General features: G+C 66.8%; 16 protein-coding genes. 9 read left to right on the forward strand and 7 right to left on the reverse strand.

The features are described from left to right. Positions 1-45 precede the first annotated feature (45 nt). The 3 genes from ACZ42P_RS01080 to ACZ42P_RS01090 are packed head-to-tail and all read right to left on the reverse strand — an operon-like array spanning position 46 to position 2,005. Positions 46-756 (reverse strand): SAM-dependent methyltransferase, encoded by a 711-nt coding sequence (locus tag ACZ42P_RS01080; RefSeq protein WP_464898263.1) that lies wholly within the window; start codon positions 754-756, stop codon positions 46-48. Beyond that, positions 753-1,643 carry a DMT family transporter gene (locus ACZ42P_RS01085; protein WP_464898264.1) on the reverse strand — a complete coding sequence of 297 codons (891 nt, stop codon included), beginning with the start codon at positions 1,641-1,643 and terminating at the stop codon, positions 753-755. Before ACZ42P_RS01085 ends, ACZ42P_RS01080 begins: the two co-directional genes overlap by 4 nt. Next, on the reverse strand, positions 1,640-2,005 hold the full coding sequence (locus tag ACZ42P_RS01090) for a DnaJ family domain-containing protein (RefSeq protein WP_464898265.1): 366 nt from the start codon (positions 2,003-2,005) through the stop codon (positions 1,640-1,642). The genes ACZ42P_RS01085 and ACZ42P_RS01090 overlap by 4 nt, the downstream gene beginning before the upstream one ends. A gap of 83 nt (positions 2,006-2,088) precedes the next feature. Here ACZ42P_RS01090 and ACZ42P_RS01095 point away from each other — a divergent pair, with 83 nt between their 5' ends. Next, a complete protein-coding gene (locus tag ACZ42P_RS01095; RefSeq protein WP_464898266.1) occupies positions 2,089-2,481 on the forward strand; it encodes a DUF4870 family protein in 393 nt (130 codons plus the stop codon). Here ACZ42P_RS01095 and ACZ42P_RS01100 read toward each other — a convergent pair. From ACZ42P_RS01100 to ACZ42P_RS01115, 4 genes are read right to left on the reverse strand one after another with little or no spacing between them, the layout of a single operon-like run. Beyond that, a complete protein-coding gene (locus ACZ42P_RS01100) occupies positions 2,476-3,720 on the reverse strand; it encodes a putative PEP-binding protein (RefSeq protein ID WP_464898267.1) in 1,245 nt (414 codons plus the stop codon). The genes ACZ42P_RS01095 and ACZ42P_RS01100 overlap by 6 nt on opposite strands. 25 nt (positions 3,721-3,745) lie before the next feature. Beyond that, positions 3,746-4,333 carry a Maf family protein gene (locus ACZ42P_RS01105; protein WP_464898268.1) on the reverse strand — a complete coding sequence of 196 codons (588 nt, stop codon included), beginning with the start codon at positions 4,331-4,333 and terminating at the stop codon, positions 3,746-3,748. After that, positions 4,330-6,177 (reverse strand): sodium-extruding oxaloacetate decarboxylase subunit alpha, encoded by a 1,848-nt coding sequence (oadA, locus tag ACZ42P_RS01110; protein ID WP_464898269.1) that lies wholly within the window; start codon positions 6,175-6,177, stop codon positions 4,330-4,332. Before oadA ends, ACZ42P_RS01105 begins: the two co-directional genes overlap by 4 nt. 21 nt (positions 6,178-6,198) lie before the next feature. After that, complete coding sequence (locus ACZ42P_RS01115; protein ID WP_464898270.1) at positions 6,199-7,617, reverse strand: acetyl-CoA carboxylase biotin carboxylase subunit; 1,419 nt, start codon at positions 7,615-7,617, stop codon at positions 6,199-6,201. A 53-nt stretch (positions 7,618-7,670) separates the two neighbouring features. Between ACZ42P_RS01115 and ACZ42P_RS01120 the strand changes: the two genes are divergently transcribed. From ACZ42P_RS01120 to fabF, 8 genes are all read left to right on the forward strand, one after another. Next, positions 7,671-8,180: a YceD family protein gene (locus ACZ42P_RS01120; protein WP_464898271.1), complete on the forward strand. Its 510-nt coding sequence runs from the start codon at positions 7,671-7,673 to the stop codon at positions 8,178-8,180. 13 nt (positions 8,181-8,193) lie between these two features. Beyond that, the gene (gene rpmF / locus ACZ42P_RS01125) at positions 8,194-8,373 is read left to right on the forward strand and encodes a 50S ribosomal protein L32 (RefSeq protein ID WP_464898272.1); all 180 of its coding nucleotides are present in this window, start codon (positions 8,194-8,196) and stop codon (positions 8,371-8,373) included. Between the two features lie 40 nt (positions 8,374-8,413). Beyond that, positions 8,414-9,451: a phosphate acyltransferase PlsX gene (gene plsX / locus ACZ42P_RS01130; protein WP_464898273.1), complete on the forward strand. Its 1,038-nt coding sequence runs from the start codon at positions 8,414-8,416 to the stop codon at positions 9,449-9,451. After that, entirely contained in the window at positions 9,448-10,413 is a 966-nt protein-coding gene (locus tag ACZ42P_RS01135) for a beta-ketoacyl-ACP synthase III (RefSeq protein WP_464898274.1), read from the forward strand. The genes plsX and ACZ42P_RS01135 overlap by 4 nt, the downstream gene beginning before the upstream one ends. Before the next feature lie 61 nt (positions 10,414-10,474). Then, positions 10,475-11,407: an ACP S-malonyltransferase gene (fabD, locus tag ACZ42P_RS01140; RefSeq protein WP_464898275.1), complete on the forward strand. Its 933-nt coding sequence runs from the start codon at positions 10,475-10,477 to the stop codon at positions 11,405-11,407. 45 nt (positions 11,408-11,452) lie between these two features. Next, positions 11,453-12,193, forward strand: a complete 741-nt coding sequence (gene fabG, locus ACZ42P_RS01145; protein ID WP_464898276.1) for a 3-oxoacyl-ACP reductase FabG — start codon at positions 11,453-11,455, stop codon at positions 12,191-12,193. Between the two features lie 102 nt (positions 12,194-12,295). Then, positions 12,296-12,535, forward strand: a complete 240-nt coding sequence (gene acpP, locus ACZ42P_RS01150; protein WP_464898277.1) for an acyl carrier protein — start codon at positions 12,296-12,298, stop codon at positions 12,533-12,535. 34 nt (positions 12,536-12,569) lie between these two features. Continuing rightward, complete coding sequence (fabF, locus tag ACZ42P_RS01155; protein ID WP_464898278.1) at positions 12,570-13,808, forward strand: beta-ketoacyl-ACP synthase II; 1,239 nt, start codon at positions 12,570-12,572, stop codon at positions 13,806-13,808. Positions 13,809-13,825 lie beyond the last annotated feature (17 nt).

Consider the following 13,825-nt stretch of genomic DNA (forward strand, 5'->3'; position numbering starts at 1 on the left):
TTTCGCGGCTGAAGCCGCGCCCGGGAAACGATGGCATACGCCCGCTCAACGGGCCTGCAGGCAGAATACCGCGGGCAGCTTTTCCAGCTCCGGCGCCTTCTCCTTCCACGCGGCGACGGCGCGGGTGACGATACGCTGCTGGGGTGTGGTGAGGGCCATGGCCACACACAGTAGGGTGTCGTCGCGGCAAGTTTCCAGGATGGCGCGCAGCAGCGGCGTGTTGCGGTAGGGGGTCTCGATGAACATCTGGGTTTCCCGCCTGCGGCGCGAAGTGGCTTCCAGTTCCAGCAGGGCCTTTCTGCGCTCGGCCGCCTGCACCGGCAAATAGCCGTGAAAGCTGAAGCGCTGGCCGTCGAGGCCGGAAGCCATCAGGGCGAGCATCAGGGAGGAGGGTCCCACCAGCGGCATCACCGGGATGCCCTCCTCATGGGCCAAGCGCACCAGCGCCGCCCCCGGGTCGGCCACCGCAGGACAGCCCGCCTCCGACAGCAGCCCCACGTCGTGGCCGGCGCGCAGGGGGGCAAGCAGGGCCGGCAGCCGCTCAGGCGGCGTGTGTTCATCGAGCACTTCTAAATGCAGGGCCTGCAGCGGCGTGGCGGGGCCCACTTGCTTGAGAAATGCGCGGGCGGTCTTGGGGTGTTCGACGATGAAGTGGACAAGACGGCCTGCCACCTGCTGCACCTCGCGCGGCAGGATCCAGTCCAGGTCCGTCTCGCCGAGGGGTGTGGGAATGAGGTAGAGCGTGCCGGTTTTCATGGACCTGCCCCCTGCTGCAACACGATCAGGGCCACGCCCGCCACCATCACACTGCCCGCGAAAAGATGCCGCGACAGGCGGCGGTCGCCGAACAGCAGGGCACCAAACAGAATGCCGAACAGGATGCTCACCCGCTTCACCGCGATCATGTAGGCGGTCTGGATGCGTTCCAGGGCGAGGAAATGGGTCACCACCATCACCGCCATCAGCGCGGCGACGGCCAGGGCGCCCGGCCCCGGGTGGCGCAGCACCCGCAGTGACGCAGGCTCGCGCAGGCCGAACACGGCCAGGGTGAGCAGCCCCAGCAGCACGAAATAGAAGGCGCCGAATTCCATGCCCGCCATGTACTGCATGGCACCCTTGCCCTGCACCGAGGTGACACTGTAGATGAGCGCCACCGCCAGCATCAGGCGCGAGCCCCGGTTGCGCACCATGGCCGCGAAGGGAGCAAGCCAGGAACGGGGCTCATTCAGGCGCGCGTGATCCAGATTGAGCACATAGGCACCACCGGTCACCAGCAGCACGCCCAAGAGCCCCTGGGCCGACAGGCTTTCTCCCAGCAGGAACCAGCCCACCATGCTGGCGAATACCGGGGTGAAGGCCATGTAGGGGAGGGTGAGGGCGAGCGGGGTGTGCCGGATGGCCAGGACGTAGAGCACCATGGCCAGCACTTCCAGGGGCAGGGCGGTGCCCACCCACAGCCAGAAGGGCGCCGGGGGCAGCTGCGGCGGATGCAGCGCGAGCCAGGGCAACAGCCATACGGCCGCCAGGGTGAAGCGAATCAGCACCAGTTCTGCCGCCGTGTGCCGGGCCAGCCATTTCTGGGTGAGGGCATCGGCGGCGGCGAGGCTGGCGGCACACACCAGAGCCAGGGCAAACCAGCTCAACGCCCACCCCCGAGGCGGGCGGCGAGCTTGTCCTCGTAACCCGGTACCAGGCGCAGCGCCATACCCCGCGCGGCAAGCCGGGCCCGGATCAGGCTGAGCTTGAGGCTCAATCGGCGTCTTTCCGGGTCCTCCTCCGCGTGTGCCAGGGCCTGCTCCAGTTGCGCGACATCGCGCAGGGCTTCCACTTCAGGCGGGAGATAGCCGGCATTCCTGAGGATGCGCCAGGCCATGCGCAGTTCGGGCGGCACCAGGGCATCGTCGTCCAGGTCGAGGGGCCGGCCGGCGCCGGGCAGGGCGTCGAACTCGCCCGCCGCCATGGCGGCCTCGATGCGTTGTTCGGCAAGCTGCTGGAACAGATCCATGACGCGGCGCAGCTTACGGAAACCCTGCCCGAAGGGCAACCGGCAGGACGCTATACTGCCGTTTCTGGATCGAGCAAACCGCCATGAACGAGACCGGCAGCCCGCCACCCGACAGCCTCGTCACGTTGACCCACGTGATGTATGGCCTCCATGCCTTCAGTGCCCTCACCGGCATGCTCACCCCGGCGCTGGTGGTGACGGCCTTTCTCACGGGCTGGCCGTCCATCATCGCCATCATCCTCAATTACGTGAAACGGGACGAAGCACGGGACACCTGGCTCCTGACCCATTTCCACTGGCAGGCCCGCACCTTCTGGTTCGCCCTGCTGTGGCTCGCAGTGGCCGGCCTGATGGTGATGACCGTCTTCCTGATACCGCTTGCCATGGTGCTCCTGCTCTGCGTGGGCATCTGGGTCGTGTATCGCATCGTGCGCGGCTGGCTGGCCCTGCTGGAACGCCGCGCGCTGCCCTCATAGCCCGAGGAGATGGCGCACTTCGGCTGACCGGCGGGCGCGGCAGGCTGCCTGCGCCAGCCTGCTGGCTTCCCGCGTGTCCACCCGCGCGATGGCCGCTGCCAGCCAGGGCAGTAGGGCGGGATCCACCGAGAAACGGCGAAAGCCCAGCCCCAGCAGCAGGACCATCGCGCCGGGCCACTGACTGAGCAGGCCGTTTACCTGCAAACGTTCGGGGTCGCCGGCGCGCTGCACGATGCCGGCCAAAAAGCGGTAGAGGACGGGCGCGTGGAAATCCAGCCGGTCTGCGACCGCCGGCTCGTCCCGGTTGGCCGCGAACAGGCATTGCATGAGATCGTTGCAGCCCAGGGCGGCGAAGTCCGCCACCTCCAGCAGACTGTCCACGGCCAGGGCGGCGGCCGGCGTTTCCAGCATCGTTCCCACGGGCAGGCTGTGCCCAGGCAGTCCCGTGGCGCGGCGCACTGCCAGTTTCCAGGTCTCCAGTTCCTCCCGGCAGGTGACATAGGGCAGCAGGACACGCAGGGGAAACACGGGCGCTAGATGGCCGATGGCCGCGAGCTCGGCCTCAACCACCTGGCGTGCCGGCGCATGCCGATAGAGGCGCACGCCCTGGAGGCCCAGGGTGGCGTTGACGCCCGGCAGGTCCGGCAGCCAGGGGGGATGCTTGTCACCGGCCACGTCCAGCAGCCGGACGGTGACCGGCTGCCCCGCCGCCACTTCACACACGGCACGCAGGCGCGCTTCGAACAGGCGCTCGTCTGGTGCGGCCGGGGTGTCCGGAAGGACGTATTCCGACCGGAACAGGCCAATGCCCTGGGCGCCGTTGGCCATGGCGAGCCGCGCCGCGTCCACGCTGCCCACACTGGCGAGCAGCGTGACAGGGGTGCCATCGGCGGTGCGCAGATCCGCCGGGGCGGGAGGCGGCGCGGGCGGCTGGGGCGGCGGGCAGGTGGCAAGTGCCCCGCGCGCCGCGTCGAGCCAGACGATTTCGCCCAGGGGCAGACCGTCCCCCCGGGCCAGCACCATGGGCAGTCCCCAGCCCCGCAGGCGCAACACGGGGTGGGAGAGGGGCGCGGCGTCCACCACCACGAGGCCCTGTAAGTGGGGCGTGGGCGCGAGCCCCGGCTGCAGCTCCGTCTGGTGCAGGACGGCGATATACGGCTCCGCCCCATGCCCGAGCCCGCGCACGAGACGGCCGTGGGCCAGGCCGGGAACGAAGGGGATGAGGGTGAAAGCGTCCATGCCGGGTTTTCCGGCCTGCTGCGGTTTATGGCAGGCTGACGCCTTCCTCGCGCAGCATGTCCACCAGTGCGATCAGGGGCAGCCCCACCAGGGCATTGGGATCCTCCCCCTCAAAGCGCTCGATGAGGACGATGCCGAGTCCTTCCGACTTGGCACTGCCGGCGCAGTCGTAGGGTTGTTCCCGCTTAAGATAACGCTCGATCTGCTCCGCGCCGAGGGGACGGAATTTGACGCCGAAAGGCACCACCCGCGCCTGCATCCGGCCGGTGGCGGCATTGAGCAGGGCGAGCGCCGTGTGGAACACCACCTCGCGCCCGCTCGCGGCAAGCAGCTGTTGCTTTGCGTTTTCGAAATTGCCGGGTTTGCCCAGGGGCCGGCCGTCCAGCACCGCCACCTGGTCGGAACCGATGATGAGCGCCTGGGGATACTGCCGCGCCACCGCCCGGGCCTTGAGTTGCGCCAGGCGCAGCGCCGTGTCCCAGGGCTTTTCGCCGGGCAGGGGCGTTTCGTCCACGTCGGGGGACATCACCTCGAAGGGCAGCATGAGGCGTGCCAGGAGCTGGCGCCGGTAGGGGGAGGAGGAGGCGAGCACCAGCTGCACGGCGGCGTTCATTCCGGCTGGATTTCGATCAGGGCCTCCCGGGGTTTCACCGCATCGCCCTTGGACACGAAGATGTTGGTCACGGTACCGGACACCGGCGCCTGGATTTCGTTTTCCATCTTCATCGCCTCGATCACCAGCACCGGATCGCCGGCCTTGACCTTTTTCCCGGTATCCACCAGCACGTCCACGATGGTGCCCGGCATGGCAGTGGTGACGTGGCCCTTGTGGGTGGCCGCCGGCCGGCCCGCCTCCGCCACCGCCTTGACCTTGGGCCGGGCCTGCCCGGCGCCCGCCCCGCTGCCGCTCACTTCCACCTCGGCCAGCGTTTCGATGACCACTTCCTCGCTCACGCCATCCACCAGCACGTAGTAGGGGCGCGGTTCGACGCCGGGCGCGCCACTGCCCGTGAGCTTGATGTGATAGGTCTCGCCGTGCAGGGTGATGTTGAACTCGGTGGGGGCGAAGCGTTTGGCGCCGGGCTGGGCCGCCTCGCGCGGCAGCAGGGGCTCGGGCTTGAGGGTGCCGGCAGCGCGTTCCTGGAAGAAGGTGCGCGCCAGTTCCGGGAACATGGCATAGGTGAGCACGTCTTCCTCACTGCGGGCGAGCCCTTCCACCTCGCTGCGCAGCTTGTCCAGCTCGTCCGGCAACAGGTCCGCGGGCCGGCAGGTGATCACCTCGGCATTGCCGATGGCGAGGCTTCTGACCTGTTCGTTCACCGGCCCCGGCGCCTTGCCGTACAGGCCTTGCAGGTAGTGCTTCACCTCGGTGGTGACGCTCTTGTAGCGTTCACCCGTGAGCACGTTGAGTACCGCCTGGGTGCCGACGATCTGTGAGGTGGGCGTGACCAGCGGCGGGAAGCCCAGATCCTCGCGCACGCGGGGAATCTCCGCCAGCACCTCGTCCATGCGGTCGAGGGCGCCCTGTTCCTTGAGCTGGTTGGCCAGGTTGGAGATCATTCCGCCCGGTACCTGATTGACCAGCACGCGCGTGTCCACACCCGTGAATTCGCTCTCGAACTGCCAGTATTTCTTGCGCACTTCGCGGAAATAGGCGGCGATTTCCTGCAGCAGGGGCAGGTCGAGGCCGGTGTCGTATTCGGTGCCGGCCAGGGCCGCGACGATACTTTCCGTGGTGGAATGGCTCGCCCCCTCTGAAAAGGCGGACAGGCAGGTATCCAGCATCAGGGCGCCGTTCTCCACGGCCTTCAGATGGCACATGCTGGAAAGCCCCGAGGTGGCATGGCTGTGCAGGTGGATGGGCACCCGCACGGCCGCGGTGAGCTCGCGCACCAGCTCGGCGGTGGCGTAGGGCGTGAGCAGCCCGGCCATGTCCTTGATGGCGATGGTGTCGCAGCCCATTGCTTCCAGTTCGCGCCCCAGGGCCACGAAGTGGGCGATGTCGTGCACGGGACTGGTGGTATAGCAGATGGTGCCTTCGGCATGCTTGCCGGCCTCCTTCACCGCCTCGATGGACACCCGCAGATTGCGCAGGTCGTTCATGGCATCGAAGATGCGGAACACGTCCACGCCATCGTTGGCGGCACGTTTGACGAAGGCGCGCACCACGTCATCGGAATAGTGGCGGTAGCCCAGCAGGTTCTGGCCGCGCAGCAGCATCTGGATGCGGGTGTTGGGCAGGGCGCGGCGCAGGGCCTTTAAGCGCTCCCAGGGATCTTCCCGGAGGAAACGCACGCAGGCGTCGAAGGTGGCGCCGCCCCAGGCTTCCAGCGACCAGAACCCGACACTGTCCAGCTTGCCGCAGATGGGCAGCATGTCCTCGGTGCGCATGCGGGTGGCGATCAGGGACTGGTGGCCGTCGCGCAGGACGAGTTCGGTGATCTGGATTTTCGCCATGCTTTTACCTGTTCGAGACTGTTACAGCCCTTCGTGGGCGGCAATCGCGGCGCCGATGGCGGCGGCCAGCAGTTCCTTGGGCCGCGGCACCTGATAATCGACCAGCTCGGGATGCTTTTCCACGAAGCTGGTGTCGAAGCGGCCGCTGCGAAAGTCCGGGTTCTGCAGGATTTGCTGGTAATAGGGAATGGTGGTCTTCACACCATAGACCACCATGTCGTTCAGGGCGCGCCGGCCCCGTTCGATCACCCCGGGCCAGGTGAGATTCCACACCGTGAGTTTGGCACACATGGAATCGTAATAGGGCGGGATGACATAGCCGGTGTAGATGGCCGCATCGGTGCGCACCCCGGGTCCGCCCGGGGCATAGTAGCGGGTCACCCGTCCGTAGCTGGGCAGGAAATCGTTCTTGGGGTCCTCGGCGTTGATGCGGAATTCCATGGCATAACCGCGGTATGTCACGTCCGACTGCTTGTATTGCAGCGGCAGCCCGCTGGCGATGCGGATCTGTTCCTGGACGATGTCCACCCCGGTGATGCTTTCCGTCACCGTGTGTTCCACCTGCAGCCGGGTGTTCATTTCCATGAAGTAGAACTGGTTGTCGGCATCCAGCAGGAACTCGATGGTGCCGGCATTGACATAGCCCACCGCGCGCGCCGCCTGAACCGCCAGCTTGCCGATGTAGTTGCGCTGCAGTTCGGTGAGCTGGGGGGAGGGGGCGATCTCGATCAGCTTCTGGTTGCGGCGCTGGATGGAACAGTCGCGCTCGAACAGGTGGATGACATTGCCGAAGTTGTCCCCCAGCACCTGTACCTCGATGTGACGCGGGTTGATCACCGCCTTTTCCAGGAACACCTCCGGCTTGCCGAAGGCCTTGGTCGCCTCGGAGACAACCCGGTCGTAGTTCTTGCGCAGCTCCTCTTCGCTGTTGCAGCGCCGGATGCCCCGGCCGCCGCCGCCGTTGGTGGCCTTGAGCATGACCGGATAACCGATCTTCCTGGCCAGGGCCACGGCTTCCTCGACCGACTCCAGGTTGTGGTCGGAGCCTGGGACGACGGGGATGCCGGCCTTGATCATGGCCTGTCGGGCGGCGATCTTGTCGCCCATCTGGCGGATCACCTGGGCCGAGGGGCCAATGAATTTGATGCCGCGCCGGGCACAGATCTCGGCGAGCTGGGGATTTTCCGAGAGGAAGCCATAGCCCGGATGCAGCGCGTCGCAGCCGGAGGCCACGGCCAGGTTGACGATGTTGTGGGCGTTGAGATAACCCAGGACCGGATCGGAGCCGATGTTGTAGGCCTCGTCCGCCTTTTTCACGTGAAGCGCGTGGCGGTCGGCATCGCTGTAGATGGCGACCGACTTGATACCCATTTCGGAGCAGGCGCGCACGATGCGCACGGCGATCTCGCCCCGGTTGGCAACGAGTATTTTCCTGATCACACGCGTGAATCCGCTTTGACAGCCAAAGCCCGCGATTGTATCATGTGCCCCTTATGTCTGAACAGGTTACGGTCGATAGCCTGGAATTTGCACGCAGCGGGAAAACCCTGTCCGGCAGCTTCCAGGTGGCCACCCTGGAACGTCTGCACGACCAGCTTGCCTCGCTGGATGCTGCCCTGGCCTATGAACTGGTCGGGCAGGTGGACGAGAAGGGCAAACCCGGTCTGCAGTGCCGGGTGCGCGGCACGCTCAAGCTGACCTGTCAGCGCTGTCTGGAGCCCATGGACTGGGAGGTGGTGCTGGATTCCCATCTGCTCCTGGTCACCAGCGAGGCGGAGCTGGCCGAGGACGAGCCCGACGCACCGGACCGGCTGCTGGCACAGAAGGAGATGGACGTGCGCGCCCTGGTGGAAGACGAAGTGCTGCTGGGCCTGCCGTTGGCGCCCAGGCACGCGGAAGGGCAGTGCCGCATGGCGCTGACCCGGGCGGGGGCGGACAGCCATCCCTTCGCCGTCCTGGCGCAGCTCAGGCGCCCGGATACCGACAAACGAGATCGAGAGTAAAGGAGTCATCAACATGGCCGTTCAGCAGAACAAGAAGTCGCCGTCGAAGCGTGGCATGCATCGCTCCCACGACTTTCTGACCAATCCGCCGCTCGCGGTGGAGCCGGCCACCGGCGAGGTGCATCTGCGTCACCACATCAGCCCCAGCGGCTACTATCGCGGCAAGAAGGTCCTGCGTAGCAAGGGCGAGTGAGACACCGGGCGCGCACGGCGCCCGATGTTTTTTCCCGGCAATGGACATCACGGTCGCAATCGATGCCATGGGCGGCGATCACGGCCCCCATGTCACGGTCCCCGCGGCGCTTGCGGTCCTCGACCGCGATCCCCAGGTCAACATCGTTCTGGTCGGCGTGCGTGACGTGCTCGAGGCCGAGCTGCGTCAACGCCGGCGCCACACGGACAGCCGCCTGCGCATTCACCACGCATCGGAGGTGGTGGCCATGGACGAGCCGCCGGCCCAGGCCATGCGCAACAAGAAGGATTCTTCCATGCGCGTGGCGGTGGAGCTGGTGAAGACCGGGGAGGCCCACGCCGCCGTCAGCGCCGGCAACACCGGGGCGCTGATGGCCATTTCCCGCTTCGTGCTCAAGATGCTGCCGGGCATCGAGCGCCCGGCCATCTGCACCGTCCTGCCTTCCCTGCGCGGCCCGGTGTACATGCTGGATCTGGGCGCCAACGTGGACTGCACCCCGGAAAATCTGCGTCAGTTCGCCGTGATGGGCGCCATGCTCGCCTCCGCCGTCGAGGAGAAGCCCAATCCCAGCGTGGGACTGCTCAATATCGGCACCGAGGTGATCAAGGGCAATGACGTGGTGAAGGAAGCGGCCGAGCTTTTGCGCCACAGTCACCTCAATTTCCACGGCTACGTGGAAGGCGACGACATCTACAAGGGCACCACCGACGTGGTGGTGTGCGATGGCTTCGTGGGCAACGTGGCCTTGAAGACCACCGAGGGCCTGGCCCGCATGCTGGGCGCCTTCCTGCGCGAGGAATTCAAGCGCAGCCTGATCACGCGCCTGATGGCGCTGGCCGCCTGGCCGGTGATCCAGCGTTTCAAGAAACGGGTGGATCCGCGCCGCTACAATGGCGCGACCCTGGTGGGCTTGCGCGGCATCGTCGTCAAGAGTCACGGCGGGGCCGACAGCTTCGCTTTTCGCTTCGCCATCGAGCGGGCCGTGTCCGAGGCGCGCCACGGCGTGCTGCGCCGCATCAGCGACCAGATGGCGCTCATCCATCCCGAATCCCCGGAACAACCTGCGGTGGTGCAATGATCCACGCCCGCATCGTCGGCACCGGCGGCTACCTGCCGGAAAAAATCCTGACCAATGCCGATCTGGAACGGCTGGTGGACACGTCCGACCAGTGGATCGTGGAGCGCACCGGCATCCGCGAGCGGCACATCGCCGCCGAGGGCGAATACACCAGCGACCTGGCGGTGGCGGCCGCCCGCCGCGCCCTGGAAATGGCCGAAGTGCCGCCTGCCAGCGTGGATCTCCTGATCGTCGCCACCACCACGCCGGACCGGGTATTCCCCAGCACCGCCTGCATCGTCCAGTCCAAGCTGGGCATTGCCAACGCCTCGCCCGCCTTCGACGTCCAGGCGGTGTGCAGCGGCTTTATTTACGCCCTGGCCACCGCCAACAATTTCATCCGGGCCGGTCAGGCGCGCACCGCCCTGGTGATCGGTGCCGAGACCCTGTCCCGCATCACCGATTACACGGACCGGACCAATTGCATCCTGTGGGGCGACGGCGCCGGGGCGGTGGTGCTGGCGGCAGCGGAGGCGCCGGGCATCATTTCCACCCATCTCCACGCCGATGGCCGGCATCAGGATCTGCTCTACGTGGATGGCGGACCCTCCATGGGCAACTGCACCGGCGCGGGCCCGCACATGCGCATGCAGGGCAATGCCGTGTTCAAGATGGCGGTGAACACGCTCGATGCCATCGTGGACGAAACGCTGGCCGCCAACGGCCTGCTCAAGAGCGATATCCACTGGCTGGTGCCCCATCAGGCCAACATCCGCATCATCCAGGCCACCGCCAAGAAACTGGGCATGAGCATGGACAACGTGGTGCTGACCGTGGACAGGCATGGCAACACTTCCGCCGCCTCGATCCCCCTCGCGCTGGACACCGCCGTGCGCGATGGCCGCATCAAGCGCGGCGAGACGCTGCTCATGGAGGCCTTCGGCGGCGGCTTTACCTGGGGGTCGGCCCTGGTGCGTTACTGATGCCCCCGCGAGCCAGCCGTCCCATCCTTCCCATCCGAACCATCCGCAGGACGCACACGACATGAAATTCGCCTTTCTCTTTCCCGGCCAGGGCTCCCAGTCGGTGGGCATGATGGCCGGGTTCTCCGACCGGCCCGTCGTCCGGGAGACTTTCGTCGAGGCCTCCGACATCCTCGGCCAGGACCTGTGGGCCCTGGTGAGCGATGGACCCGCCGAGACCCTGAACCAGACGGTGAACACCCAGCCGGCCATGCTGGCCGCCGGCATCGCGGTGTACCGCGCCTGGCGTGAAGCCGGCGGGCCCGAGCCGGCGCTGATGGCCGGTCACAGTCTGGGCGAATACACCGCGCTCACCGCCGCCGGCGCCCTGGCCTTCGCCGATGCCCTGCCGCTGGTGCGGCTGCGGGCGCAGGCCATGCAGGAGGCCGTGGCGGAAGGCGAGGGGGCGATGGCCGCCATCCTGGGGCTGGAGGACGACGTGGTGCGGGCGGTCTGCCGGGAAGCGGCCCAGGGGCAGGTGCTGGAAGCCGTCAATTTCAACTCTCCGGGGCAGGTGGTGATCGCCGGTCACCGGGCTGCAGTGGAGCGGGGGGTGGAATTGGCCAAGGCCCGGGGTGCCAAGCGTGCCGTTCCCCTGCCGGTGTCCGTGCCCTCCCATTGTGCCCTGATGCGACCGGCGGCGGAGGTGCTGGCCCGCCACCTGGAGCAGGTGACCGTGCACGCGCCGCGCCTGCCCGTGGTCCAGAACGCGGACGTGACGGCCTTCGCCGATCCGGCGGCCATCAAGGCCGCCCTGGTGCGCCAGCTCTACAGCCCGGTGCGTTGGGTGGAAACCATTCGCCACATGGCGGCGCAGGGCGTGGCCGCCGCGCTGGAGTGCGGGCCCGGCAAGGTGCTGGCGGGGTTGAACAAGCGCATCGTGCCCGAGATGAAATGCCTCGCGGTGACCGACTCGGCGGCGCTTTCCGGCGCACTTGACAAGCTTAAACAGTAGGTTACATAGAAAACTTCATTTAGATTGTCAGGACAAGGAGCGAGCATGCTGGACGGACAAATCGCCCTGGTCACGGGTGCCAGCCGTGGCATCGGCCAGGCCTGTGCCCTGGAGCTGGGGCGCATGGGGGCCACCGTGATCGGAACTGCCACCACCGAATCCGGGGCCGAGGCCATCGGCCGTTACCTCGCGGAGGCCGGGCTGAAAGGCCGGGGCTATGTCCTCGACGTCCGGGATGGGGCAGCCATCGAAGGGATGCTGGCTGCCATCCGGTCGGAATTCGGCGAGGTGAGCATCCTGGTCAACAATGCCGGCATCACCCGGGACAACCTGCTCCTGCGCATGAAGGAAGAGGAGTGGGACGAGATCATGGATACCAATCTCAAGTCGGTGTTTCGCTTGTCCCAGGCGGTGCTGCGTCCCATGACCAAGGCCCGTTACGGCCGCATCATCAGCATCGCCTCCGTGGTGGGCGCCATGGGCAATGCGGGTCAGACCAATTATGCGGCGGCCAAGGCAGGCATCATGGGCTTTACCAAGTCCCTGGCGCGGGAAGTGGGTTCCCGCAACATCACCGTCAACTGCGTCGCCCCCGGCTTCATCGACACCGACATGACGCGCGCCCTGCCCGAAGCCCAGCGGGCGGCGCTGCTGGCCCACATTCCCCTGGGTCGGCTGGGGATGCCCGAGGACGTGGCCGGCGCCGTGGCCTTTCTGGCCTCGCCCAAGGCGGCGTACATCACCGGCGTCACACTCCATGTCAACGGCGGCATGTACATGATTTGATTCATGAAATCGGGCCCACCCCGGGTTTGGTCGGGGCAGGGGATTCTGATACAATGCGCAGGTTTTTTGCGATCTCACCCACAGAAAGGTAAGGAGCCCCAGATGGAAAACATCGAACAACGCGTCAAGAAGATCGTCGCCGAGCAGCTCGGTGTGAACGAGGCGGAGGTGAAGAACGAGTCCTCCTTCGTGGACGATCTGGGCGCGGATTCCCTGGATACCGTGGAACTGGTGATGGCCCTGGAGGAGGAGTTCGATTGCGAAATCCCGGACGAGGAGGCGGAAAAGATCACCACCGTGCAGCAGGCCATCGACTACATCAACGCCCACGTCAAGAAGTAAGCTTTCTGGTTTTCCCCTCGCATCCGGAGTCATTTTGTCCAGACGCAGAGTAGTCGTGACCGGCCTGGGCATCGTCAGCCCGGTGGGCAACACCGTGGACGAAGCCTGGGCCAACATCCTGGCCGGCAAATCCGGCATCACCCGCATCACCAAGTTCGACGCCTCGCCCTTTGCCTCCCAGATCGCGGGGGAGGTGAAGGGCTTCGACGTCACCCAGTACCTGTCCGCCAAGGAAGCCCGGCGCATGGATACGTTCATCCATTACGGGATGGCGGCGGGGATCCAGGCCCTGCGTGATGCGGGCATCGACCCCAGGCCGGCGGACCCGGAGCGTTACGGCATCATCGTCGGCTCCGGCATCGGCGGCCTGCCCATGATCGAGGCCACCCACAGCGAATATCTGGCCAACGGGCCGCGGCGCATTTCGCCGTTTTTCATCCCGGCCACCATCATCAACATGATCTCGGGCAACCTGTCCATCATGTATGGCTTCCAGGGGCCCAACCTGGCCATCGTCACGGCCTGTACCACCGCCACCCACTGCATCGGCGAGGCCGCGCGTCTCATCCGCTACGGCGATGCGGACGTGATGGTGGCGGGCGGGGCGGAGGCCACCGTGAGCCCCCTGGCCATCGGCGGCTTCTCCGCGGCCAAGGCCCTGTCCACCCGCAACGATGACCCGGCCACCGCCAGCCGGCCCTGGGACGTGGGCCGCGATGGCTTCGTGCTGGGGGAGGGCGCCGGTGTGCTGGTCCTGGAGGAGTACGAACGCGCGCTGGCGCGCGGCGCCCGCATCTACTGCGAGATCGCCGGCTTTGGCATGGGGGCCGATGCCTACCACATGACCGCGCCCTGCGAGGACGGTGCCGGTGCCGCCCGCTGCATGCGCAACGCCCTGCGGGATGCGGGCATCGCCCCGGAAGAGGTGGACTACATCAACGCCCATGGCACCTCCACCCCGCTGGGTGACAAGGCCGAGACCCTGGGCGTGAAGGTGGCCCTGGGCGACCATGCCAAGCGCGTGGTGATCAGCTCCACCAAGTCCATGACCGGCCACCTGCTGGGGGCCGCGGGCGGGGTGGAAGCGGTCTTCACCGCCCTGGCCGTGCGCGACCAGGTGGCTCCGCCCACCATCAACCTGTTCGAGCAGGACCCGGAATGCGATCTCGACTACGCGCCCAATGCCGCGCGCAAGATGAAGATCGATGTGGCCCTGTCGAATTCCTTCGGTTTTGGCGGCACCAACGGCACCCTGGTGTTCCGCCGGGTCTGAGCCGCCCGGGCCCCCTG

It is taken from the genome of Thiobacter subterraneus (assembly GCF_055379455.1).

Bases quoted from the DNA above. Each gene is read 5' to 3' on its own strand.
- ACZ42P_RS01120 (WP_464898271.1), top strand. From the start codon at position 7,671: ATGTCTGAACAGGTTACGGTCGATAGCCTGGAATTTGCACGCAGCGGG.
- fabG (WP_464898276.1), top strand. From the start codon at position 11,453: ATGCTGGACGGACAAATCGCCCTGGTCACGGGTGCCAGCCGTGGCATC.
- ACZ42P_RS01100 (WP_464898267.1), bottom strand. From the start codon at position 3,720: ATGGACGCTTTCACCCTCATCCCCTTCGTTCCCGGCCTGGCCCACGGC.
- ACZ42P_RS01105 (WP_464898268.1), bottom strand. From the start codon at position 4,333: ATGAACGCCGCCGTGCAGCTGGTGCTCGCCTCCTCCTCCCCCTACCGG.
- ACZ42P_RS01090 (WP_464898265.1), bottom strand. From the start codon at position 2,005: ATGGATCTGTTCCAGCAGCTTGCCGAACAACGCATCGAGGCCGCCATG.
- fabD (WP_464898275.1), top strand. From the start codon at position 10,475: ATGAAATTCGCCTTTCTCTTTCCCGGCCAGGGCTCCCAGTCGGTGGGC.
- ACZ42P_RS01095 (WP_464898266.1), top strand. From the start codon at position 2,089: ATGAACGAGACCGGCAGCCCGCCACCCGACAGCCTCGTCACGTTGACC.
- oadA (WP_464898269.1), bottom strand. From the start codon at position 6,177: ATGGCGAAAATCCAGATCACCGAACTCGTCCTGCGCGACGGCCACCAG.
- acpP (WP_464898277.1), top strand. From the start codon at position 12,296: ATGGAAAACATCGAACAACGCGTCAAGAAGATCGTCGCCGAGCAGCTC.
- rpmF (WP_464898272.1), top strand. From the start codon at position 8,194: ATGGCCGTTCAGCAGAACAAGAAGTCGCCGTCGAAGCGTGGCATGCAT.
- plsX (WP_464898273.1), top strand. From the start codon at position 8,414: ATGGACATCACGGTCGCAATCGATGCCATGGGCGGCGATCACGGCCCC.
- ACZ42P_RS01080 (WP_464898263.1), bottom strand. From the start codon at position 756: ATGAAAACCGGCACGCTCTACCTCATTCCCACACCCCTCGGCGAGACG.
- ACZ42P_RS01135 (WP_464898274.1), top strand. From the start codon at position 9,448: ATGATCCACGCCCGCATCGTCGGCACCGGCGGCTACCTGCCGGAAAAA.